This is a genomic window from Pseudomonas sp. GM49, assembly GCF_000282355.1.
Taxonomy (GTDB): Bacteria; Pseudomonadota; Gammaproteobacteria; order Pseudomonadales; family Pseudomonadaceae; genus Aquipseudomonas.
On the sequence record NZ_AKJL01000148.1, the window covers coordinates 14,367 to 34,739 of the forward strand.

A 20,373-nucleotide genomic window follows, 5' to 3' on the forward strand; every position below is an offset into this window, starting at 1 on the left:
CGGAAACCGCCCTTCGCACAGGCAGCAGTCGGCCGATTCTGTTGAAAAAGTCGGTTCGCCCAAACAGCCTGGTCATTGACTGGTTAAAACGCCTTTTTGCACACTGCTACGTGAAATCTGAGTCCGGAAGCCACTGCCGAAAGTACAGATTTCAATCTCGGACGCATACTTTTCTGCTGCGGAAACCATGGTCGACTTTTTCAACAGAATCGGCCAATTGCGGTCACTCACCATATCCATCGTATGCACTCCAACTTCGGCACGCGTGCGAACAACGGCTATCCGCACTCTGGCTTCTTTTTCAAAGTACACCCGCATCTAAATGAAAAACGCCGCCCCCCCTATACGACTTATGGAGCTGGAGGCGAGGACTGGCGAAAACCTTTAATGCTGGGGCAGCCCGCCTGTGTAATCTTGCTGTTAGCGTATGCAACGAAGTCTGGACAGGCCGCTAGACCATGCCAAAGTCGGCTATCCCATGCATTGCATCCAAGCTTTTCTCTGGCTTCGGCGTACCGTCGTTTCAAGACACTGTCCAATGCCCGCTGCGATACCCCTCCAGGATAATACTGGCGCAGCTCACTGATGAGCCCGCTTACTGTGCTGGATGCCTCGCCTTTAAATCTGTCAATCAGTCCAAGCCGCTCAAGATGTTGATGAGCGACTGCACCTGCTTGGCTTAGCTTACCCTCACCCCCACCGTAATATTGGATAGAAAGCTTCCCGTTGGTAATAGTAACCTTGCAGTGCAGCAAGGCCTCATCATTATCTACGGTAAAATAAGGGTGACAGTAAATTAGCTTGTTTTTGTCAAAGTAGCTAGATTTCCTTTGATTGCAGCCATAGCAGATATAGATCAAATTTTCATGGCAAACAGAATATTCAGGAAAGTAGTCCTTTGGCATGTAGTGATCCCATGTTTTGGGGTCATTCAACATGCAGTACGCACAACGCTGCACATTAATATTAGATTGTGAAATCAGAGACTTTAGAATCGCATCCTTATGCGTGGATAGCTCCTTGGTGCCGACTGAATAACAAGACTTAAGTGCCTCTTTAGCTTCGTCAGTCCAACCTTGCTGGATGGGGGGCTTAAACGATTTTAATATTTTTGCATAACCCTTACATAGAGCAAGTACGTCAACCTGCACAGCCTTCAATTCAGCCCTTGTTTTCAAATGCTTATTGGCAATTATTGCCGAGAAATAAGTGTCAACGTCGAGAGCACTTGCTGCCATCTGATATCTCATTTCAGCGTCGCCCTTCCTTCCTGCAAAGATTCCAGGTAAATATCTGCGCTCAAACTCAATTGATTGCTGAAGATCGCACGCACAGCTTCAATATCATTATTCGCCTCAATATACATACGATCCAAGACCGACCGATAGTCACGATCTGCCTCTGTGGATGAGAAGACGAATTTAGTGAGTTCTGATAAGCTTTCTCCAAATGTCTGAAAAGTTGGCTTCAGAACCATCGGAGTCATCCTATCCCGACGAAGCACGTGGACACATTCCATAGGGAGCTGCTGAATTACCAAGGGAGAGTGTGTTGCAATAATTGCAAACGAGTCTTGGCTTTCCAAAATCTCACTAAGCGTATTTAGGAGGCCAGTCAGCAACTGGGGATGTAAATGCAACTCGGGCTCATCAAACAGAATTAATGTTCGACGATCAATTTTGGAAAGAATGTGGAACACACAATTAAGGGCCAGACGCTGCCCTGCGCTCAAGCGTTCGTACAGACTTTCATTATTTTCCGGCTCATCAATGAAGGTCTCCAAATCATCAACCCGAACTAGATTCCCAAGAACTTTTTTTAGTAAGTCTCTTTTTTCATTAGATAGGCTGGCTAGGGTAGATTTAATTTCCTCTAGAAGATCTTCTTTATTCTTGAGACGCCCTCTATGGCTTTGTAAGCCGCAGTAACTGTATTTAAATTTCTCACCTTGCGACTGCGTAGGGCGTTCGAATTCGTCAAACGCGCTAAAAGAGACAGCTACAACGCCGTATACTGATGGGACAGGATTAAGAACGTCATCGCCTTGAAGGGCAGATCGCTTTTCTTTTATGGCTTGCTTCGAAAAGCGACTCATCAACATTGCAAGCCTTGCCATTACTTGGGTTTTTCCGACGCCATTTAAACCGACAATCGATTGTATTCGTCGAGGAGCGCCCAGTTTGGAGTAGAAGTCAAAGTAAAACTCATGGGGGGCGCTCGCTCCCTCCAGCAGTATTCTGGCAGTAAATGCGCTTATTAATTGCTGTTCTGCTCCGAAGACAATACCAGCGTCGTCAAGTAACTCGCGCGCCGCTAAATCTCTAAGCAGGGATATCTGAAAACATGGCTGCTCTTGAAAACGACGCTTCACATCAAGAAGAAATGACGCATCGTTAAGAGCTTTTAGCACGTCACGTGCCAAGCTCACATCTAGTGCTGCGAGAGTATCGTAGTATTTCTTTTTTGAACTAAGTGAACAAATAGACCCTAGAATGGCCTTGGGAATTAATGTGCCGGGCAATAAACCTTGGAACGGTCGACTCTCAATACCCTCAAGTTGACCATCCATCATTATTTTTAGTTCATCAAGGTCTACTTGAGAGCTTTCGTTCACCCTTAACTGCACGTCAAACAATGTATAATAGGAATAATCATTCCAGCCGTCCCTCGCAAGTAGGATGTGCGGATACGGAACGCCCGATGGTGCTCCAACGAAAAATCGACTGCAAATATAAATATCCATCTCGAAGACGCTAGCAGGATGTTCACATTAAGTCTAGATAGCAGTCATTTCAGGCAACCGATGATTGGAGTTCACCATCGATAGCCGCCGAAGACCAATTCTGTCCAAAATTCGGCTCATCTGAATCTGATCGATGCTACTGCCCGCTTCTGGCCGTTTTCTGCCTGCCACGACTGGCCGCTATGGGTTCAGAATGTGTAGAAACGCAGACACCGTATGGAAATCTGCGTTGCTACGTAAAACCTGCCAGCGCTTGGCTAGTCAGTAGACCTGAAATTTGTGTAGGAACGCGATTTTCGTTCTGGTTCTGACCATCAAACCTGCTCTAAAACGTTTTTACACAGCCTCGGTTGAAAGCCGCCGGTTGATGGAACGATGGCAAATGAGTAGCTATGCTGGGTCTGATGCCGGAATTTATCAAGCAGAATGGGCTTTCCGTCCATGGTATGTAACCCCCTTTGAGCGCTTCACCCGACTATCACAATGCCCCGCTTGGTTGGGGGAAACGAGAGGACAAGGAATGTTGTTATCCATCAAGCCGGTGAAAGCATTATCGCAGCATTTGGTGTCTATTTATAATCGTACGCCAATCTAGCCAAATCATGATTATCTGGAGCACCATTATGCGGATGCGATATTTTTCTTTTTTTCTTCCTCTGCTGTTAGCGCTTGATGGTTGCAGCGTCGGAATAATAACTGCGACCCGGACACTACAGGAGCCACCATTTTCAACCATGTATTTAGCTGGCGACGTAACTCAAGCGGGCCGTTGTGTGGGTAAATATTGGCAAACCGAGGCCACACGAATGGGGCCTTTTTGGGAGGTCACAACTACGTCCTATCGAGTAACTGTTACCGGAAATCACGGTGCTGGCACCCCTCCAATTGGCTTAGTTATTGAATTCACCGACACACCTGAGGGTACTAGAGCATCAGCGCATGTGCATCCCATTTACCCTCCTGATGACCCTAGGCGCACAGTAACCATTGCCGCTCTAAATGCCTGCAAAAAAAGATAGCACGCTCAATATTTATAATTAGTACATGACGTAAAAAAACAGGTCAAGTCCGTTCGCTTCGCCCACTCGGGACGCCCGAAAGCTTCACTCGTGGTCGCCCCTTAACCGAACGTTAGGCCATTGGTGAAAGATGAATTTTCTGATACTGCCCATAGCAGGAGTCGTGAGCGCAGCAGCTTTTCTGTCGCTGTGCACCTATATTTTTCTAGCAGCTCAGGAAAAAGCATAACCCTATACTCGACACCACAGTCTGCTCGAGTACGCCAATCCCCCGATTGACCTCAATCGGTTGCACTGGTGGCGAAGAAATCGCCGGTGCATTCATTGCGCTGGCATAGATCGGGCAGTAACACCTTGGCTTTGCCGTAAGCGACTTTTACCGATAGACGCATCTAGGCCAGTCAAGGCCGCCTTGCTGACCAGGGTGATAAATGGGTACCTGCTGGGAGCGGGTGCCAGCCACCTTTGCTCAGCTTCTTCTGCACTAGAGCCTTGTATTCCTTAGGCTCAGGTGCATCTTTGAGCTTATGTCGGCGCTGATTGCACCGCAGGCAGGCGGCTGCGATGTTGAAGCGGGTGTCTCTCCCGCCATCCTGCCTGGCGACCAGATGCTCGGCTGTGCATCGGAAGTGCCTAGCCTGTCGAAGGGTAAGGCCATAGATGCGGGCGAAGGCCTCAGGAGTATCGCGCCACATCTGAAAGCCGCAGTAATAGCAGCGGCCACATTGGCGATCGAAAGCAGCGGAACGATGTTTGATAACAGATTTATGGGCCACGGCGGTCTCCTGTATGAAAAAGGAAGTCCGCTGCGCCGAAAGGCGAGAAACGGTACCAGTCGAGTCACTCGAACCGGCCCAACATCGCCCCTTTAAGGGAACGACAAGAGCAAATCTACGCCAAAACAAAAGCAGCGATCAAGTAGTCTGGAGGCAACCTGAACTGGTCAAGTATTCCCTGACACCCATGCAGGCGAAATCATCACCAATCAATTGTGTAAAAGTATAAAGCCCGGTAGTTATCCGGGCTAAACGTTACTCTACATTCGCTTCAGGCCACAGCATTCGGGCTTCAGCCAAGGCTTCGGTATAGGTCATCGGCTCTACGATCATTGTGAAGGGGCTGTACCCTGTCACGAGCACTGTCCAGTGACTGCTGCGGGCTTCACCATCGTTGGCCACAACTTCGACCATCAGCTCCAAACGGTGCAACTTGATATAGCGGCGCTCCTCCTGTGTCAGCCTGCTAGATGGTGAGACCCATAAGCGGTTGCCCACCACCTCGGCACTGAACCCACGGTCATGGAGATAGTCGATAACTCCCATCAGAAGGCCTCCGCGTCGGACTCATCGAAGACCATGTCTGCCGAGGTACTGGCGGTGTCGGGGGATAGTTGCCGACTCGAAGTCTTGCAAGTCCCAATGTCCTGTTCGGGGTGATCGTCTGGCAGGACATCAGGACTTGCAGGACATTGTTTCGATAACTTTCTCCCGATTCCCCACTTCACCGTCCCCCCAGATTTACCCAGGGGCTTGCACTCGATGCCTATCTGCCGAAGAGCGGGAGCGGCACGTCGCAGGGCGTCCCCTAACCCCTTCGCGGAACGCGGCCACGAATCGCAGCCAGTTGGACGGTACTGCTCCAGGATAAGCAGAATCTCTTTTACTGATGCGGTCACTCCTTGCGGGCGCGCCTCGACCAGTTCCACTACGGCGGCAGCTACCGGGCTAGCGTCAATGGTGCGAGCCAGACTTTCCTGCCGACTGGAATTGAACTCGTGCAGGAAATCCTCGGGCTCATGTCCCGCTGCGGCGGCGACAGCCATACCCAGACGAGCGAATTCAACCAGCCGCGGACGCTCGTCAGCGGGGATGTACATCTGCGGAACTAACTCCAGCGCCTTGGCGAAAATATCCAGCAGCGCCCCCAGAAAACACGGACGCTCGGCTTCGTATTCTCGCCAAAGGTCTGTCACTTCCAGCCGCTCGCTGATAACCGGCGTCTCGATAGTGATCGTTCTGTCCACCAGATCTTGCGCCGTGACTGCCGCTGATATTCCATTCAGCACGACGGGGCGCTTCACGCTGATAACACTTTCGTCGGCATCCGAGTACAGCTTGCGCTTGGCAAACCCGCCTCCGGTTGCCAACACGCACATGGCATCCTGAGTTGCTGCGGGCAAGTGCGAGACGTTCTCCAGGCTCACTACCGCACATACACCAGCAGAAACGAATAGGTCCTCCGACGACTTCGGTGCACTGCGCAAAGGACAGGAATTCGGATCAATGAGCTGGCGCAGCGCCGTTTGTGTCGTGCTCTTGGCACTGCCCTGCTCGCCCAGCAGCTCCAGCACTGGATAAGGTGTATCAGGACGCAGGCATTCGATCAGCCACGCCAGGGCCAGCAGACGGGAGCCGCGCGGGATGTTCGCCACATGCCAAAGTTGCTCGATCGATCCACCTGGAACTGGAGCCGGAATCGGCTGCATGGATTCAGGCCGAACGAACATCGCCTCAGGTGACTCGACGATCTCCCACTTACCTGGCCGTATGCGAACCGCTCGGCTACTGCCTGATACAGCCAGGTCGAGAAAATAATCTCCGGCGGCACCAGCAGTGCGCCGGTTTACCTCCTCGCGGTCTCCATGGAATCGACCGAGGCCGGCCAGAGTGCTCAGCGCCTCGCGGACCGATTGATCTCGGGGTGCTTTTCCGCTGTCGGAGTAAAAACCGGCAACCAGTGCATCTCGGAACTGGAGCGAGGCTAGATCACGCACTTCGCCGGTCGTTCGGTCCTTGGCGAAAACGTCCTTGTTTTGATCGTGGAACAACTCGAAGCGTTGCTCCACGAACTTGACCAGCAGAGAAGCTTGGCTCTGCTTTTCGTCAGCATCATCACCGAGCTCGAAGTGCTCCTCGACTGACTGCTGATCGTCGTCTTCGAACTGCTGTTTACCGGGAGTGCCCACCATTTGCAGCAGTTGCTCGACGGTGCCGCCCGCGTCCAGCCAGTCGGATACGTCGCCCTTCGGCAGCAGCCCTGGAAGGTTGAGCACGCGAACTTCTGCCTCTGCCAAACTCAGCGCCCGACAAACCTTGTCGGCGTGCTGATATCCCGGCTCGTCGTTATCCGCCAGAATCACTACCCGACGACGCGCGAAAGGTTTGTTGAGCGCATCAGGCCACTTGCCAGCGCCGCCGGCGTTGCAAGTTGCGACCACCCCCAGCGACTCCAGGCGCAGTACGTCCTTCTCGCCCTCCACGACAAACACTGGCGTATCCCAGGGTGCGCGTAGCAACTGCGGCAGACGGTAGGGAACCTGACGCACGTCCTTCACCGACCATATCCAGCCGCCTTTTCCGTCCGAGCGGCGCTGGCGAAAGTCCTTTGGTTCGTAGCGGACAACTTGAAAAAGAACGTTGCCGTCCTCGTCGGTGTAGTCATAACAAGCCGATATGCGACGGCTGGCAGGTAGGACATCAGGGCATGGCGCCGGCTGCTTTTCTTTTAAGCCTTCCTGCTCAAGCCAGCCCATTTGCTCGACCCGACTTGTGATGCCGGTTTTCCAGGCAATCAAATCCAATACGCCGCCACCGCGCCCGTCTTCGTGCGAGTGCCATACCCCCTTTTCCAGATCGACGGATAAAGAGCCATGCGCTCCGAATCGAAACTCGGTCGGCTTGCTCATTGCGGCATTTGGCTCACCAAGAAGGTAGAGCGCTACGGGCCCAATCATGGATTTCAGCCAAGCCGATCCCGCCGGCGCTTTGGCGCCGTTTTGACTTTTCATGGGTTACACCCCGCGCTGCTTGGCTTTGCGCCAGGACCAGTTATAAAGAGACGAGAAGGAATCAACGTGCAGGGCGGCCATCACGCGTAACTTCCAGGAAGCTGTAAGCGCTGATGAATGGCTCATACTGCGTCTCTCGCTTCAATCTTGGTCCGTAACCAAGCCTCCACCTCAGCCAAGACGTAATACGCAGCAGCCTGGCGGGTGTCGCCGTCTTTGATCGGCTTCGGGAAGGTCGGGTCTTTCTTGCGGAGCTTGTCCAAGCCCGAGCGGGATAGGTCCAACCAGCGACACAGCGCTGGCTGGCGGATTAGAGCTTTTGCGGGAGTCGTTGCAGGGTGCATTTGAGCGCCTCCGTATGGGTGACGCTCACAAGATAGTTATCGAAACAACGGCCAAATAATTACCCCGTCGTTTGTTTACGCCGCCACTCTCGATAGGTTGATTTCGGGATTTTTAAACGCCGCTCGATGATATTTGCGAACTCGCGCCGCGACTTGCCGGTAGCCAACAACTCCGCTTCCAGCTTGGCGACTGCCGCCCAATCGTGAAGGGCGGTTCGTCCGGCGCGGGCCGTCTCCATCTTCTGCCTGTACTTTTGGGCAATCTCAGACCTGACTGCCTGCTCAGCTTCAACGGTGGAGTGCAGGTCCTTTTGCAAAAAATGGCGCTCCGCTACTGCCATTTCAAGTGACTCCAACCGTTTGATCAGCTCTCGAACCTCCTCAACAGCGCACTCCGCATGGCTGTCTGGATCAAACTGCCGCGCTTCTTCGATATGGCCTAGCACCAATAGACAAGATGATCGGACATCCAGCAGCGAGCAGACATATTTGGGCAAATGAAAGCCGAAGCTGGAAAACTTCATGTGTTGGCAATCGCTCAATGATTCGAACCAGTCAGGACTGTACCCGGTGGTCTTTACCAAGCAGTCAAGGGCTCGCCCGGCCAGCTCCTGACAAGGCAACTCAAATGCGAGGTCAATATCAATTGGCGCTCGTTCAATCTCAGCACGAAGGATGACCCCGGCCAGAAATTCCCGCGTGTACTCACTTTCCCCGCAATCCCATTGCGTAAGGTGCGCTTCAATGATCGGCAGCATGTCAGGTTTTATCATGTTTACACCGCCCCTAGAGCTCTGGGCTCATCAACACAGACCTTATGCGCAAACTCGTAGGGCGTGATGTGCTTTTCCCGGTTGGCGTCCAGGTAATCGGCCCACCAAGTCATCATCTGTCGGCGCTCCTCCAAGTGCTCAGCCTTGTGGATATAGGCCGCGCGTACACCGTTGCGCTCTTGGTGGCTCATTTGCCGTTCAACCGCGTCACGCGACCACAGGCCGGACTCGACCAACGCGGAACAAGCCATAGTGCGGAAACCGTGCCCGCAAATCTCTATCTTGGTGTCGTACCCCATGCGGCGCAGTGACTTGTTTACGGTGTTCTCTGACATTGGCCGCCAGTGGTAGTGATCTCCTGGCAGCACCAGCTCAAAACGACCGCTCAGCCGGCGTATCTGTTCCAGCACCTCAAGCGTCTGGCGTGACAAAGGGACAAGGTGCGGCGTCCCCATCTTGGCGCCTCGGTGCGACCTCTTGACACCCTCGATTGGTGCCCGTTCGCCGGGAATCGTCCACATGCTCCGGGTAAAGTCGAACTCCGACCAGCGAGCAAAACGCAGCTCACTAGAACGAATGAACACCAGTAAAGCGAGGCTTACAGCAAGACAGGTAAGCGGTCGTCCGGTGTCAGCCGCGCAGCGTTGCAACAACTCCGGCAACCGCTCAAGGGGCAAGGCCGGGCGGTGTTTGGTCTTGCGGGTGGCAGTCCCCCCCACCAGATCAAGCGCCGGGTTGTATTCGATGAAATTGCGCTGAACGGCGATTCGCATGATTCCGGCGATGCGCTGACGCAGTCGCCCAACCACATCAAGCGCGCCGCGCTTCTCTACCGTCTTCAGACAGGCCAGCAGGTCGCGGGTTTTCAGGTCGGATACGGGGCGTTTGCCCAGCATGGGGAAAAGATCAACCTCAATCTCTTTCAGCACCCTGACCGCGTGATCCTTCGACCATTTGCCGGCCATGCTGGCGTGCCATTCCAGGGCCAGCGCCTCAAAGGTGTTCCCCGCCTCATTGGCCGCCTCGATCTTTGCTTGCTTAGCGCTCTCGATGGGGTCTTGGCCATGCGCCAGCAACTCGAGTGCATCGGCTCGACGCGCGCGGGCGGCTTTCAGACCGAGAGCCGGGTAGTTGCCGAACGTTGCCAGACCAGGCTTACCGCTTGGCTTTTTATACTTGAAGCGCCAGACCTTGGTGCCGGTGGCCCTTACAAGCAAAAAAAGCCCTTGCCCGTCGAACAGGGTGTAGTCCTTTGCGCGGGGTTTGGCGGCCTCGCATTTGGGGTCAGTAAGGGGGGTTACGGTGCGCGCCATAGGTATACGCCTCGATATCGAACCGATGTATACCTAAACGTATACCTAAATCGTGGGGCTGTACAGGAACATACGGGGATATTCAGACACAAAAAAACCGGCTACAAGGCCGGTTTCTCTAGGTTTCAGATGCTTACGGGAACATCTGAAACCATACTATTGGTGCCCGAAGCCGGAATCGAACCGGCACGCCCTTACGAGCGGGGGATTTTAAGTCCCATGCGTCTACCAGTTTCGCCATTCGGGCGGTAGCGCGGTGAAGCGTCCAGGTTTGCCAAATAACGATCTGGCAGTTCTGACGCCTGTGCAGCAGAGGTGGAAATATATACATCCTGCCCCGGTGAAGCAAGTTCGCAAATACCCTTTTCAAGACTAAATCTTGCAGGCTACTGCAAATAAAAAAGCTCCGTAAATCATAGATCTACGGAGCTTGTTTATTAGTGGAGGCCGAGGTCGGAATCGAACCGGCGTAGGCGGATTTGCAATCCGCTGCATAACCATTTTGCTACTCGGCCTCAAAACATTTGGTATCTAGTAGCGCGACATCAAATGCGTACAAACTTGGAGCGGGAAACGAGACTCGAACTCGCGACCCCGACCTTGGCAAGGTCGTGCTCTACCAACTGAGCTATTCCCGCGTCTTGGTGTGGCGCATTCTATAGAATCCAGAAGCCCCGTCAACCCTTTGATTCAAAAAAGTTTTATTTCTTTTCAACGTCGGTCTTCAGATGTGGCCAGGCAGCCCGCAAGTACTGGACCATCGACCACAAAGTCAGGCCAGCGGACACCATCAGCAAGGTGTAGCCGAGCAAGACCCAGAAACTGAAATCCTTGGGATTGGCTAGCAAGATCACCAACGCCAGCATTTGCGCGGCGGTTTTCCATTTGCCCAGGTTCGACACGGCAACGTGGGCACGAGCACCCAGTTCGGCCATCCATTCGCGCAGTGCCGAGACGACAATCTCGCGGCCGATGATCACGGCAGCTGGCAGCGTGAGCCACAGGTTTCCGTGTTCCTGAACCAACAGTACCAATGCAACCGCAACCATCAGTTTGTCGGCAACCGGATCGAGAAAAGCCCCGAACGGTGTGCTTTGTTCCAGGCGGCGGGCCAGGTACCCGTCCAGCCAGTCGGTGGCGGCAGCGAATGCGAAGACCGAGGCGGATGCCAGGTAGCTCCACTGGTAAGGCAGGTAGAACAGTAAAATGAAGATCGGTATGAGCAGAACGCGTAGAACGGTAATCAGATTAGGGATATTCATCGGCACAACTGGCTACGAGGTGAGGGGGCATTCTACTCGCTGTGCAGATTTGCATAAATCAACTCTGCGAGCTTTTTACTGATCCCGGGGGCTTTGGCAATTTCTTCGATGCTTGCACGAGACAGCTCCTGCAATCCACCAAAATGTTTCAACAAATCCCGCCGACGTGTTGGTCCGACGCCGGCGACGCCTTCCAGTGTAGACGTCCGACGGGTTTTTCCACGCCGGGCGCGGTGCCCGGTGATGGCAAATCGGTGGGCTTCGTCGCGAATCTGCTGGATCAGGTGCAGCGCGGGAGAATCGCCGCGCAACGTGAACTCATGTGCAGCGTCGTTCAGGTACAGGGTTTCGAAACCGGCCTTGCGCGTCGCGCCTTTTGCCACACCGAGCAGAATCAGATCAGGCACGGCCAATTCATCGAGCACGTCGCGGGCCATGGACAACTGGCCTTTACCGCCATCCACCAACAGGATATCCGGCAGCTTGCCCTCCCCGTCCTTCAGTTTGCTGAAGCGTCGGGTCAACGCCTGGTGCATCGCCGCATAGTCATCGCCAGCCGTAACGCCCTCGATGTTGTACCGACGGTAATCGGATTTGATCGGGCCTTCGGGGCCGAAGACCACGCAGGACGCCACCGTCGCCTCGCCACTGGAGTGACTGATGTCGTAGCACTCGAGTCGTTGTGGAGGCTCTTCCAGCTTCAACACCTCGGCCAGCGCATCGAAGCGCGCCGTAATGTGCTGACGATTCGCCAGGCGCGCACTCAGTGCCTGCTCGGCATTGGTCACCGCCAATTGCTGCCAGCGCGCCCGCGTACCCCGCACGCGATGGCTGATGGTCAGTTCACGACCGCGCAATTCGTCGATGGCGGCGATCAGTGTTGGAAAGTCATCGTGGACCACATTGACGATCAGCTCGCTCGGCAAGTCGCGCTCAGGACTGCTGATGAAGTACTGGCCGAGAAACGCGGCCATGACTTCAGAAACGTCTTCTTCAATTCCAACCTGAGGGAAGAAGTTCTTGCTTCCCAGTACTCGCCCGCCTCGCACGCTGATCAAGTGAACACAGGCACCGCCCGGGTTGACGAACGCGGCAATCACATCCACGTCTCCGGTCCCGCCTTCCATGCTCTGTTGATCCTGAACCCTGCGCAGTAACGCAATCTGGTCCCGCAACTCGGCTGCTCGTTCAAACTCGAGATTGATCGCCGCTTCCTCCATCCCGGCGGACAATTCGTCTGTCAGCGCATTGCTGCGTCCTTCAAGAAACATCACCGAATGGCGCACATCTTCGGCATACACTTGGGGCTCCACCAGCCCGACACAAGGCGCCTTGCAGCGCTTGATCTGGTATTGCAGGCAAGGACGGGTACGGTTCTTGAAAAAACTGTCTTCGCATTGCCGTACGAAAAACGTCTTTTGCAGCAGGCTCAGGCTTTCGCGAATCGCGCCAGCGCTAGGGTAAGGACCGAAATATTTGCCCTTGGCCTTTTTCGCACCACGATGAATGCTCAGGCGCGGAAACTCTCCGTCGGAGAGATAGACGTAGGGGTAGGATTTATCGTCGCGCAGCAGAATGTTGTAGGGCGGGCGCCATTCCTTGATCAGCGTCTGCTCAAGCAGCAAGGCTTCGGTTTCGTTGGCCGTGATCGTCGTTTCGACCTGGGCGATACGCGCTACCAGTGCGGCGGTCTTGGGGGCAAGCCCGGTCTTGCGAAAGTAGCTCGACAGGCGATTCTTGAGGTTTTTCGCCTTGCCGACGTAGAGCAACCGCGCTTCGCTGTCGAACATGCGGTACACGCCGGGGCGCCCGCTAACGGTCGACAGAAAGGCGCTCGGATCAAAGGTTTCGGTCATTTTCAGAGGCTGGCATCGACCATGCCGTGACGAACCGCCAACAGCGTCAACTCGACATCACTGCTGATCGAAAGCTTTTCGAAGATGCGGTAACGGTAGGTGTTCACGGTTTTCGGGGACAGGCACAATTTATCGGAAATGATCTGTACTTTCTGGCAGCCGACGATCATCAGCGCGATCTGGATTTCCCGCTCCGACAAGGCATCGAAAGGAGAATCGTTGGTGGGCTGGAAGGACTTGATCGCCAGCTGCTGGGCAATTTGCGGGCTGATGTAGCGTTGACCGGCGAACACCAGACGGATGGCCTGGACCATTTCCGGCAATCCTGCCCCCTTGGTCAGGTACCCTGCTGCACCGGCCTGCAACAGCCGCGTAGGAAACGGGTCCTCTTCACACACGGTCACCGCGACGACCTTGATATCCGGATGACTGCGCAATAATTTGCGAGTGGCTTCAAGACCGCCGATACCCGGCATCTTGACGTCCATCAACACCACATCGGGTTTCAGCTCTCGCGCCTTGAGCAGGGATTCCTCACCCGACTCGGCCTGGCCGACTACTTGCAGGCCATCGATGTCAGCCAGCATTCGTGTAATGCCTGTACGAACGAGATCATGGTCATCGACTACTAGCACCCTAATCAAGCAGACACCTCGCGATATGGTCTTATTCGGTTGCCAGACACCTTAGCAAAAAGCATCTGGCAGACCTAGCGGAAAGCGTCAGATTAAAAGTTTCAATTCATCTTGAAAGGCTTGTTGCAAGCGTGTTGCAGCAATCCCGATCGGAGATGTCCAGCTGCATCCTCAGGAAACATTCGTCCTTGCCCACCACCCTCAGTCCCTTGCGCTCGTACAACGCTCGGGCCGGGTTGTTTTCAAAAACCGTCAGGCGCAACGCCGGGCGCCGCTCCTGGCGCGCCAGAGCCAGTACCTGATTGATCACCCAGGAACCATTGCCCTGACCACGAAACACTTCGACGATATGCAATTCGCGGATGTATAAGGCGCTGGCATCACGGCTCAGACTGACATAACCCAGGACATTGTCGCCCCATGCAATCAATCGGTTGTCCCGCCCTGCCCAAGCCACGTCAAACGCCTCGTCCTGCCACAACAAATCATGCTGAATGTAGTAACGCAGCATGCTTTTGCAGGTCAGCTCGCGGGCGAACTCCAGGTCATCAGGCGTTGCCGGACGCCATTGGCGCTCCATCACGCTGGCTCCACCACCAACACCTCCCCGGTCCAGCCCGCGGGATTACGCCGGGCAATGACCATCTGGTTGCCGGTACCGGCGGCGGCCGCAATCAGCGAACCGTCCGACGCCCACACCGCGCTACGTCCTGCCGACTCCCAGCCACCCGTTGCACCGCCATGGTTGGCCATCAACACCACCATTGAATGGCCAGCGGCGTAGCCCTGTAACAGTGCGGTATCCGGGTCGTAGCCTTTTGCAGTGATCAACACACCAGCGGCATATATGCCAGCGCCGTTCTGTGCGGCCATAGCCGCATGATCGGCATGGGTGAAATCTGCGCACACTGCCAACGCAATGGTATCGGCGCCAATTTTCAGAGGCGCGCCTCCCGATCCCGACGCAAACGCCACCTCCTCCCCCGGATGCAGATGCTGCTTGCTGTAGACCCCGAGAGAACCATCGGCACCCAATGTCAGCGCGCCAATCAGCACGGGCGATGTGTCCGACAGTCGAATGGGCATGCCGACGACAGCCGTCACGCCGACTTCCCGGGCAAAATCACGCAGCGGCTGCAGTACGGCCGCGTCCGGTGCAATAGCCAACTGTGCCGCGAGCCCCCGTTCGTAGCCGGTCAGCGATAGCTCCGGGAACACCAGCAATTGCACGCCCTGCTCCGCAGCCACCTGGATGAAATGTTGATGCTTGGCGATATTGCCGGCGAGATCTCCAGCGATGGAAATCGACTGGGCGGCGGCGAAGGTAAGTGTCGTCATGGTGCGTCCTTGTGACGATGCGTTTTTCATAGAGGCGCAGAGTGTGTCACAACCTTCAGGGCACTCAAGCGATAGAAAGCGTTGTCCTTGCCTGATAGCATTTTCTGATTGAATCTGCGTACCGGCCTCTAGTAAGCTCGGTCCATCCATCGGAGACAGACCATGTTCAACACCCTTTTGCAGCTTCGTACCGCCAGCGCCTTGCGCTCGGTTGCGGCTGCCCGGGTGAACGACGGTTGTGCTCCGGTCAGCTTTTATTTTGGGTATTGGTTTAGCCACTGGCGCGCCTGATACCCACACGGCGCCCACTTTAAACGGGTCGCCACCAGAGAATTCTCAACCCCCGGTCGGCCTCCCGACCGGGGGTTTTGTTTTTTCAGCCCCAACACTTTTAGCGACACACCAGACATTTAGAGGATTCAGAACATGAACTACGCCACTTATTACCGTTACGACAGTTTTACCGCCTGGCGATTTACCACCCTCCGCTCGGGACAGCCTGCCGCCTCCGATCGGTCACCCACAGGTGGCAAGTACACACACGCAGCCAATTTGGCCAATTGTCGAACACCCCAGTAGGGCCGAGTGCGCGGGCATGAACCCGCCACCAGCCCAGGAAGCCTTGAATATGAACTCGTCCGTCTCTGCACTGCCGCTGTCCACCTTGAGCCCTGCCAATGAAGCACTGACCATGCGTCTGCCCAGCTCATTGCAACTCAAACAGCAATTGCCCCTCAGCAACGCCCTGACCCGGCAAGTCACCGCCCACCGCCAGGCGGTTCGCGCGATCCTCAACGGTGAAGATTCCCGTCTGCTGGTCATCGTCGGACCATGCTCGATACACGATCCGAATTCAGCCCTCGAATACGCCGGCAACCTTGCCCGCCTCGCCACCGAAGTCAGCGACCAAATGCTGCTGGTGATGCGCGCCTACGTCGAAAAACCCCGTACCACGGTTGGCTGGAAAGGCCTGGCTTACGATCCGCACCTGGATGGCAGCGATGACATGGCCGCCGGCCTGACGCTGTCCCGCCAGCTGATGCGCGAAATGCTCCGCCTGGGCCTGCCCGTTGCCACTGAACTGCTGCAACCGATGGCGGCCGGCTACTTCGACGATCTGTTGAGCTGGGTGGCGATTGGCGCCCGGACCACGGAGTCGCAGATCCATCGGGAAATGGCCAGCGGCCTGGGCATGCCTGTAGGGTTCAAGAACGGGACTGACGGTGGTGTCGCTGTCGCCAGCGACGCCATGCGTTCCGCCGCCCATCCCCATCGCCATTTCGGTGTCGATAGCCAGGGACATCCGGCGATCATTCAAACACCGGGCAATGCGGACACTCACCTGGTATTGCGCGGCGGCCATCGCGGGCCCAACTACGACAGCGCCAGCGTCGCCCAGGTGAACAGCGACCTGACCAGGCTCAAGATTCCGGCTCGAATCATGGTCGATTGCAGTCACGCCAATAGCGGCAAAGACCCGTTGCGCCAGCCAGCCGTGTTCAAGGATGTACTTGAACAGCGTCTGCAAGGTGATCGCTCGCTGATCGGCATGATGATCGAGAGCCATTTATTCGAGGGCTGCCAGCCGTTAAGTTCGTCATTGCAATACGGTGTGTCAGTGACCGATGGCTGCCTTGGCTGGGCCGGGACAGAACAACTGCTGCTTGAAGCGGCAGATCGGCTACGAGCGTAAAACTACGCCCAATAGCCGGCATCATCCGTCCGCCCTCCGGCCTTCATGCGAAGACTGGAGGGCAAATGGCAATCAATGCCCCATCAGGGACTGCACTTGAACCAGTGTCACCCCGGATTGCTGGCGGGTGCCGTCAAGGCGCTCGACTGAACAGGAAACCCGGATCGCGGTATCTCGATGCTCCCTCCAGAACCGGTAGGGAACGATGAACACCAACGGCTCGCCCTCGGTGTCCCTGGTTATTTCGCGCTCGTCAGAGTGATTGAATCTCTCCCCATCGCATTTAAGGTAAATCAGCTCTCCTCTTTCCACCCTGGCGTTTTCGATGACGACGGTCACGCCATCCTGCGCATCATGCAGGTCCACCCAACCTTCGTCGGCTTCCAATACAGTGGGTGCAGACAGAGGTCTGCGCTCCAGGATGCCAATCATCAGTGCCGTTACTTCAGAGTAACGAGGACCATGCCCTGCTTGCTTGACGCAGTAATCGACGGAAACGGTGGAACCCAGATTGAGCGCAATGCACTCCGGGCTGACCCAAAACGACAGTTCGTCCCCCACCGCAAAGGACTCGACCTTGAGTGCATCACTGAAACTTGCTTCGACCGAAACGCCAGCCCAGGTCAGCAACACCCAGTCGCCCGCCGCCATGCGCGCATAGGGCTTGATCGTAACGATCGCCCCTTCTTTCACCCGATCCGGATCAAGCGTTCTACCCACCGCATCGTTTACCGTCGCAGGCAACAGGTCGGATTGCACATCACCTACACTCAGTTGCAAACGATGAGAGTGCACGGGTTCGGCAAAAAGGGTGCTCGTGAGTGAGTAACCGATTTCGAGTGAACCGCCCTCAAGCGCCGCGATATGTGCGCTACCCACGGCAAAGATGATGTCCTCGCCGACCCGGTCCTCACTGACAAAACGCGTCACCTGATGATTGCAGGCGAGGCCATCGGTATCCAGCCCCGCCCAATTCAATAGCAATTTGTCACCGCAGGTCATGCCTGGATAAGGCTGGACCCTGATGACGGCTTTTTTGTCAGAGGGGTTCAGAACGCCGTTTTCCGCCTGCTCAAGTATGGGAGGTGGCAATGATTGCTGCGCGAGATTCAGGATATCGGGTTCATGAACAGTCATTCATTCGCTCCAGTCCATGGAATAAACACCGAACAGGTGCCGGCTTGGGACGGCTATTTAACCCCATGGCAAACAGTCGTGATGTCGGCCACTCACTCCGGCTCGCTCGGAAAATCGATACATACGAAGTAGGTCTTTGGTCAGCAGGAACCTGATTGCCGTAAAAAGTCCTCAATCTATTCCGACTAAGGCCTCAACCGCTCTTGAACATTCGCACTTGTTCTATTCCGCTTTCCGCAAATTTCGGCGGACATTTCATACATCGCGCCAACCTCGAGTGTTTTAGAGTGAAGCGCCATGCAGTCCCAACGAACATCTGCGAAAAGGTATGAACATGCAAAGGAATGCAAGCACCTGTTATCCAATCCTGCTGGTCCATGGGTTGTTCGGCTTCGAAAAAATCGGCAAGTTCGAGCTCTTTCACGACATCAGGCAGGCGCTGAGGAACGCCGGAACAAGAGTGTTCGTTCCCCACTTGTCGGCCATCCACGACAACGAAGTACGCGGCAACCAATTGCTCGCACAGATCGAGCGGGTACTGGAAGGAACCGGTGCACGCAAAGTCAACCTCATAGGCCATAGCCAGGGTGCACTGGCCGCACGTTATGCCGCAGCGGTTGCGCCACACAGTGTGGCATCGGTGACTTCTGTCAGCGGGCCGAACCATGGCTCGGAGCTCGCCGATTTCCTGCGCAAGGCATTGACACCGGACCGTCTGCCGGAACATGTGGCCGAGACGGTGGTGACCCTGTTCGCCGACTTCCTCGCGACATTAAGCGACAATCAGTACCAGCCACAGAACGCCATTGCGGCCCTCAATGCACTGACCACCGAGGGTGTAGGCGCATTCAATGACAAATACCCGCAAGGGCTGCCCGCCACCTGGGGTGGCAAGGGGCGCGAACGGGTCAACGGTGTTCGTTACTACTCGTGGAGCGGCGTGCTGCAGTCGAATGTTCTCAAGGAAGGGCTCAATGCGCTCGATCCGCTCAACGCCTTCTGCCGGGCCCTTTCCGGTTATTTCGTCACGGAAAGCGAGCAGAACGACGGTTTGGTCGGTCGCTTCAGCTCCCATCTGGGCACGGTTATCCGTTCCGACTACGCACTGGATCATCTGGACACCATTGGCCAACCGACCGGCCAGTTGCGCACAGGTGTCGACCCGATTGAACTGTATGTCCAGCATGCCGAGCGCTTGAGGGGCGCCGGACTTTGAGGTGCCACCTGCCGTGGATCGCTCGCGGAACGGAACTTTGAGGAGAAATAGCTCACTGAATCCGGTAGGCTCAGCACTTTACCGTATATTGATAGGAGTATTTTCCCATGGCTAAAGCCACTGCCCGTCACATCCTTGTTGCTTCCGAAGCCAAGTGCAACGAACTCAAGGCCCAAATCGAGGCTGGCGCCGATTTCGCCGAAGTTGCCAAGGCAAACTCCACCTGCCCTTCGAGCCGCCAGGGCGGTGACCTGGGTTCGTTCGGTCCGGGCCAGATGGTCAAGGAATTCGACACCGTGGTCTTCAGCGCACCGATCAATGTGGTCCAGGGCCCGGTCAAGACCCAGTTCGGTTACCACCTGCTGGAAGTGACCAGTCGCCAGGACTGATTCACGCTTGAGCTATTCACACAACGGCCCGCCTTTTGGTGGGCCGTTGTGTTTGCGACGCGTAATACGGCTGGCGAGGGACGCGCCGCTAGCGTACAAATTGTCGTTAACGACCACCCGGCTCTAAGGCTGACAATGCGACCGGCTTTCTCTACCTTGTTGTTCACTGCCGTGGCCCTGCTGATGGGTGCCGCTGGTGTGAATGCTGAACCGCAGCATGCGTTGACCGTTTACGGTGAACCGGCGAAATACCCTGCCGGTTTCAGTCACTTCGCCTATACCAACCCGCAAGCCCCCAAGGGCGGCACCCTGCGTCGCTCGGCCATCGAAATAGGCCAGTTCGACCATGTCCTGCCGTATATCGACAAAGGTATCGGCGTCACGCAAATCGATGGACTGCTTTATTCACCACTGGCCCAGCGCTCGCTGGACGAGCCGTACACCGTGTACGGTCTGGTGGCAGAGAAGATGGAGCGTTCCGAAGACGGTCTTTCCCTGCGCTTTTACCTCAACCCCAAGGCGCGCTTTGCCGATGGCAAACCGATTACCGCCGAAGACGTGCGTTATACCTTCAACCTTCTGATGACCCAGGGCAGCCTGCGTTACCGCACCCAGTTCGCCGACGTCAAAGACGTCGAAGTGGAATCGCCGCTGACTGTCCGCTTTGATTTCAAGAACAACGAAAATCGCACCCTGGCCCTGGATATCGCGACCTTGCCGGTGTTTCCCGAACACTGGTGGAAGAGCCGCGACTTCGCCAGTGGCGGCGGCTATGAAGCACCGCTGGGCAGTGGCCCCTATAAAGTCGGCAAGATCGATTCCGGGCGCAGCATCACTTTCGAGCGCAACCCCGACTGGTGGGGCAAGG

The 20,373-nt window shown here is 55.5% G+C and carries 19 protein-coding genes and 3 tRNA genes; 5 read left to right on the forward strand and 17 right to left on the reverse strand.

Going from position 1 to position 20,373, the window contains the following annotated elements; all coding sequences use genetic code 11:
• Positions 1-350 precede the first annotated feature (350 nt).
• From PMI29_RS15460 to PMI29_RS15390, 16 genes are all read right to left on the reverse strand, one after another.
• Positions 351-1,238, reverse strand: coding sequence for an HNH endonuclease (locus PMI29_RS15460; RefSeq protein WP_007997906.1), 888 nt, complete (start codon positions 1,236-1,238; stop codon positions 351-353).
• A gap of 8 nt (positions 1,239-1,246) precedes the next feature.
• Positions 1,247-2,743: an AAA family ATPase gene (locus PMI29_RS15455; protein WP_007997907.1), complete on the reverse strand. Its 1,497-nt coding sequence runs from the start codon at positions 2,741-2,743 to the stop codon at positions 1,247-1,249.
• A gap of 1,420 nt (positions 2,744-4,163) precedes the next feature.
• The gene (locus tag PMI29_RS32845; RefSeq protein ID WP_274517874.1) at positions 4,164-4,457 is read right to left on the reverse strand and encodes an HNH endonuclease; all 294 of its coding nucleotides are present in this window, start codon (positions 4,455-4,457) and stop codon (positions 4,164-4,166) included.
• 336 nt (positions 4,458-4,793) lie between these two features.
• A complete protein-coding gene (locus PMI29_RS15450) occupies positions 4,794-5,084 on the reverse strand; it encodes a hypothetical protein (RefSeq protein ID WP_007899978.1) in 291 nt (96 codons plus the stop codon).
• Positions 5,084-7,549 carry a toprim domain-containing protein gene (locus PMI29_RS15445; RefSeq protein ID WP_033052369.1) on the reverse strand — a complete coding sequence of 822 codons (2,466 nt, stop codon included), beginning with the start codon at positions 7,547-7,549 and terminating at the stop codon, positions 5,084-5,086. Before PMI29_RS15445 ends, PMI29_RS15450 begins: the two co-directional genes overlap by 1 nt.
• Before the next feature lie 122 nt (positions 7,550-7,671).
• Positions 7,672-7,893, reverse strand: a complete 222-nt coding sequence (locus tag PMI29_RS15440) for a helix-turn-helix transcriptional regulator (RefSeq protein WP_007997909.1) — start codon at positions 7,891-7,893, stop codon at positions 7,672-7,674.
• Between the two features lie 59 nt (positions 7,894-7,952).
• Positions 7,953-8,666: a hypothetical protein gene (locus PMI29_RS15435; protein ID WP_007997910.1), complete on the reverse strand. Its 714-nt coding sequence runs from the start codon at positions 8,664-8,666 to the stop codon at positions 7,953-7,955.
• Positions 8,667-8,668: 2 nt separating this feature from the next.
• Complete coding sequence (locus PMI29_RS15430; RefSeq protein ID WP_007997911.1) at positions 8,669-9,979, reverse strand: tyrosine-type recombinase/integrase; 1,311 nt, start codon at positions 9,977-9,979, stop codon at positions 8,669-8,671.
• Between the two features lie 160 nt (positions 9,980-10,139).
• A tRNA-Leu gene (locus PMI29_RS15425) sits at positions 10,140-10,226 on the reverse strand.
• Positions 10,227-10,420: 194 nt separating this feature from the next.
• A tRNA-Cys gene (locus PMI29_RS15420) sits at positions 10,421-10,494 on the reverse strand.
• 47 nt (positions 10,495-10,541) lie between these two features.
• Positions 10,542-10,617 (reverse strand) — tRNA-Gly (locus PMI29_RS15415).
• A 63-nt stretch (positions 10,618-10,680) separates the two neighbouring features.
• Positions 10,681-11,241: a CDP-diacylglycerol--glycerol-3-phosphate 3-phosphatidyltransferase gene (gene pgsA, locus PMI29_RS15410; protein WP_007992985.1), complete on the reverse strand. Its 561-nt coding sequence runs from the start codon at positions 11,239-11,241 to the stop codon at positions 10,681-10,683.
• 32 nt (positions 11,242-11,273) lie between these two features.
• Complete coding sequence (uvrC, locus tag PMI29_RS15405) at positions 11,274-13,097, reverse strand: excinuclease ABC subunit UvrC (protein ID WP_007997912.1); 1,824 nt, start codon at positions 13,095-13,097, stop codon at positions 11,274-11,276.
• Positions 13,098-13,099: 2 nt separating this feature from the next.
• Positions 13,100-13,741 carry a response regulator transcription factor GacA gene (gene gacA / locus PMI29_RS15400; RefSeq protein WP_008015884.1) on the reverse strand — a complete coding sequence of 214 codons (642 nt, stop codon included), beginning with the start codon at positions 13,739-13,741 and terminating at the stop codon, positions 13,100-13,102.
• Between the two features lie 97 nt (positions 13,742-13,838).
• Positions 13,839-14,312 carry a GNAT family N-acetyltransferase gene (locus PMI29_RS15395; RefSeq protein WP_007997913.1) on the reverse strand — a complete coding sequence of 158 codons (474 nt, stop codon included), beginning with the start codon at positions 14,310-14,312 and terminating at the stop codon, positions 13,839-13,841.
• Positions 14,312-15,070: a carbon-nitrogen hydrolase family protein gene (locus PMI29_RS15390; protein WP_007997914.1), complete on the reverse strand. Its 759-nt coding sequence runs from the start codon at positions 15,068-15,070 to the stop codon at positions 14,312-14,314. Before PMI29_RS15390 ends, PMI29_RS15395 begins: the two co-directional genes overlap by 1 nt.
• A gap of 162 nt (positions 15,071-15,232) precedes the next feature.
• Between PMI29_RS15390 and PMI29_RS32850 the strand changes: the two genes are divergently transcribed.
• Both PMI29_RS32850 and PMI29_RS15385 read left to right on the forward strand, forming a co-directional pair.
• On the forward strand, positions 15,233-15,361 hold the full coding sequence (locus PMI29_RS32850) for a hypothetical protein (protein ID WP_259674428.1): 129 nt from the start codon (positions 15,233-15,235) through the stop codon (positions 15,359-15,361).
• Positions 15,362-15,698: 337 nt separating this feature from the next.
• Positions 15,699-16,763 (forward strand): 3-deoxy-7-phosphoheptulonate synthase, encoded by a 1,065-nt coding sequence (locus PMI29_RS15385; protein ID WP_007997916.1) that lies wholly within the window; start codon positions 15,699-15,701, stop codon positions 16,761-16,763.
• 72 nt (positions 16,764-16,835) lie between these two features.
• Here PMI29_RS15385 and PMI29_RS15380 read toward each other — a convergent pair whose 3' ends face one another.
• Positions 16,836-17,900, reverse strand: coding sequence for a hypothetical protein (locus PMI29_RS15380; protein ID WP_007997917.1), 1,065 nt, complete (start codon positions 17,898-17,900; stop codon positions 16,836-16,838).
• A 334-nt stretch (positions 17,901-18,234) separates the two neighbouring features.
• Here PMI29_RS15380 and PMI29_RS15375 point away from each other — a divergent pair, with 334 nt between their 5' ends.
• From PMI29_RS15375 to PMI29_RS15365, 3 genes are all read left to right on the forward strand, one after another.
• Positions 18,235-19,116: an esterase/lipase family protein gene (locus PMI29_RS15375; protein ID WP_007997918.1), complete on the forward strand. Its 882-nt coding sequence runs from the start codon at positions 18,235-18,237 to the stop codon at positions 19,114-19,116.
• Positions 19,117-19,223: 107 nt separating this feature from the next.
• On the forward strand, positions 19,224-19,505 hold the full coding sequence (locus tag PMI29_RS15370; protein ID WP_007984657.1) for a peptidylprolyl isomerase: 282 nt from the start codon (positions 19,224-19,226) through the stop codon (positions 19,503-19,505).
• 135 nt (positions 19,506-19,640) lie between these two features.
• On the forward strand, positions 19,641-20,373 hold a 733-nt coding region (locus PMI29_RS15365; protein WP_007997919.1), incomplete at its 3' end, for an ABC transporter substrate-binding protein.

Excerpts from the sequence above, each read along its gene's own strand:
- PMI29_RS15460 (WP_007997906.1), bottom strand. The coding sequence starts at position 1,238 with ATGGCAGCAAGTGCTCTCGACGTTGACACTTATTTCTCGGCAATAATT.
- PMI29_RS15455 (WP_007997907.1), bottom strand. The coding sequence starts at position 2,743 with ATGGATATTTATATTTGCAGTCGATTTTTCGTTGGAGCACCATCGGGC.
- PMI29_RS32845 (WP_274517874.1), bottom strand. The coding sequence starts at position 4,457 with ATGTGGCGCGATACTCCTGAGGCCTTCGCCCGCATCTATGGCCTTACC.
- PMI29_RS15450 (WP_007899978.1), bottom strand. The coding sequence starts at position 5,084 with ATGGGAGTTATCGACTATCTCCATGACCGTGGGTTCAGTGCCGAGGTG.
- PMI29_RS15445 (WP_033052369.1), bottom strand. The coding sequence starts at position 7,549 with ATGAAAAGTCAAAACGGCGCCAAAGCGCCGGCGGGATCGGCTTGGCTG.
- PMI29_RS15440 (WP_007997909.1), bottom strand. The coding sequence starts at position 7,893 with ATGCACCCTGCAACGACTCCCGCAAAAGCTCTAATCCGCCAGCCAGCG.
- PMI29_RS15435 (WP_007997910.1), bottom strand. The coding sequence starts at position 8,666 with ATGATAAAACCTGACATGCTGCCGATCATTGAAGCGCACCTTACGCAA.
- PMI29_RS15430 (WP_007997911.1), bottom strand. The coding sequence starts at position 9,979 with ATGGCGCGCACCGTAACCCCCCTTACTGACCCCAAATGCGAGGCCGCC.
- pgsA (WP_007992985.1), bottom strand. The coding sequence starts at position 11,241 with ATGAATATCCCTAATCTGATTACCGTTCTACGCGTTCTGCTCATACCG.
- uvrC (WP_007997912.1), bottom strand. The coding sequence starts at position 13,097 with ATGACCGAAACCTTTGATCCGAGCGCCTTTCTGTCGACCGTTAGCGGG.
- PMI29_RS15395 (WP_007997913.1), bottom strand. The coding sequence starts at position 14,312 with ATGGAGCGCCAATGGCGTCCGGCAACGCCTGATGACCTGGAGTTCGCC.
- PMI29_RS15390 (WP_007997914.1), bottom strand. The coding sequence starts at position 15,070 with ATGACGACACTTACCTTCGCCGCCGCCCAGTCGATTTCCATCGCTGGA.
- PMI29_RS32850 (WP_259674428.1), top strand. The coding sequence starts at position 15,233 with ATGTTCAACACCCTTTTGCAGCTTCGTACCGCCAGCGCCTTGCGCTCG.
- PMI29_RS15385 (WP_007997916.1), top strand. The coding sequence starts at position 15,699 with ATGAACTCGTCCGTCTCTGCACTGCCGCTGTCCACCTTGAGCCCTGCC.
- PMI29_RS15380 (WP_007997917.1), bottom strand. The coding sequence starts at position 17,900 with ATGACTGTTCATGAACCCGATATCCTGAATCTCGCGCAGCAATCATTG.
- PMI29_RS15375 (WP_007997918.1), top strand. The coding sequence starts at position 18,235 with ATGCAAAGGAATGCAAGCACCTGTTATCCAATCCTGCTGGTCCATGGG.
- PMI29_RS15370 (WP_007984657.1), top strand. The coding sequence starts at position 19,224 with ATGGCTAAAGCCACTGCCCGTCACATCCTTGTTGCTTCCGAAGCCAAG.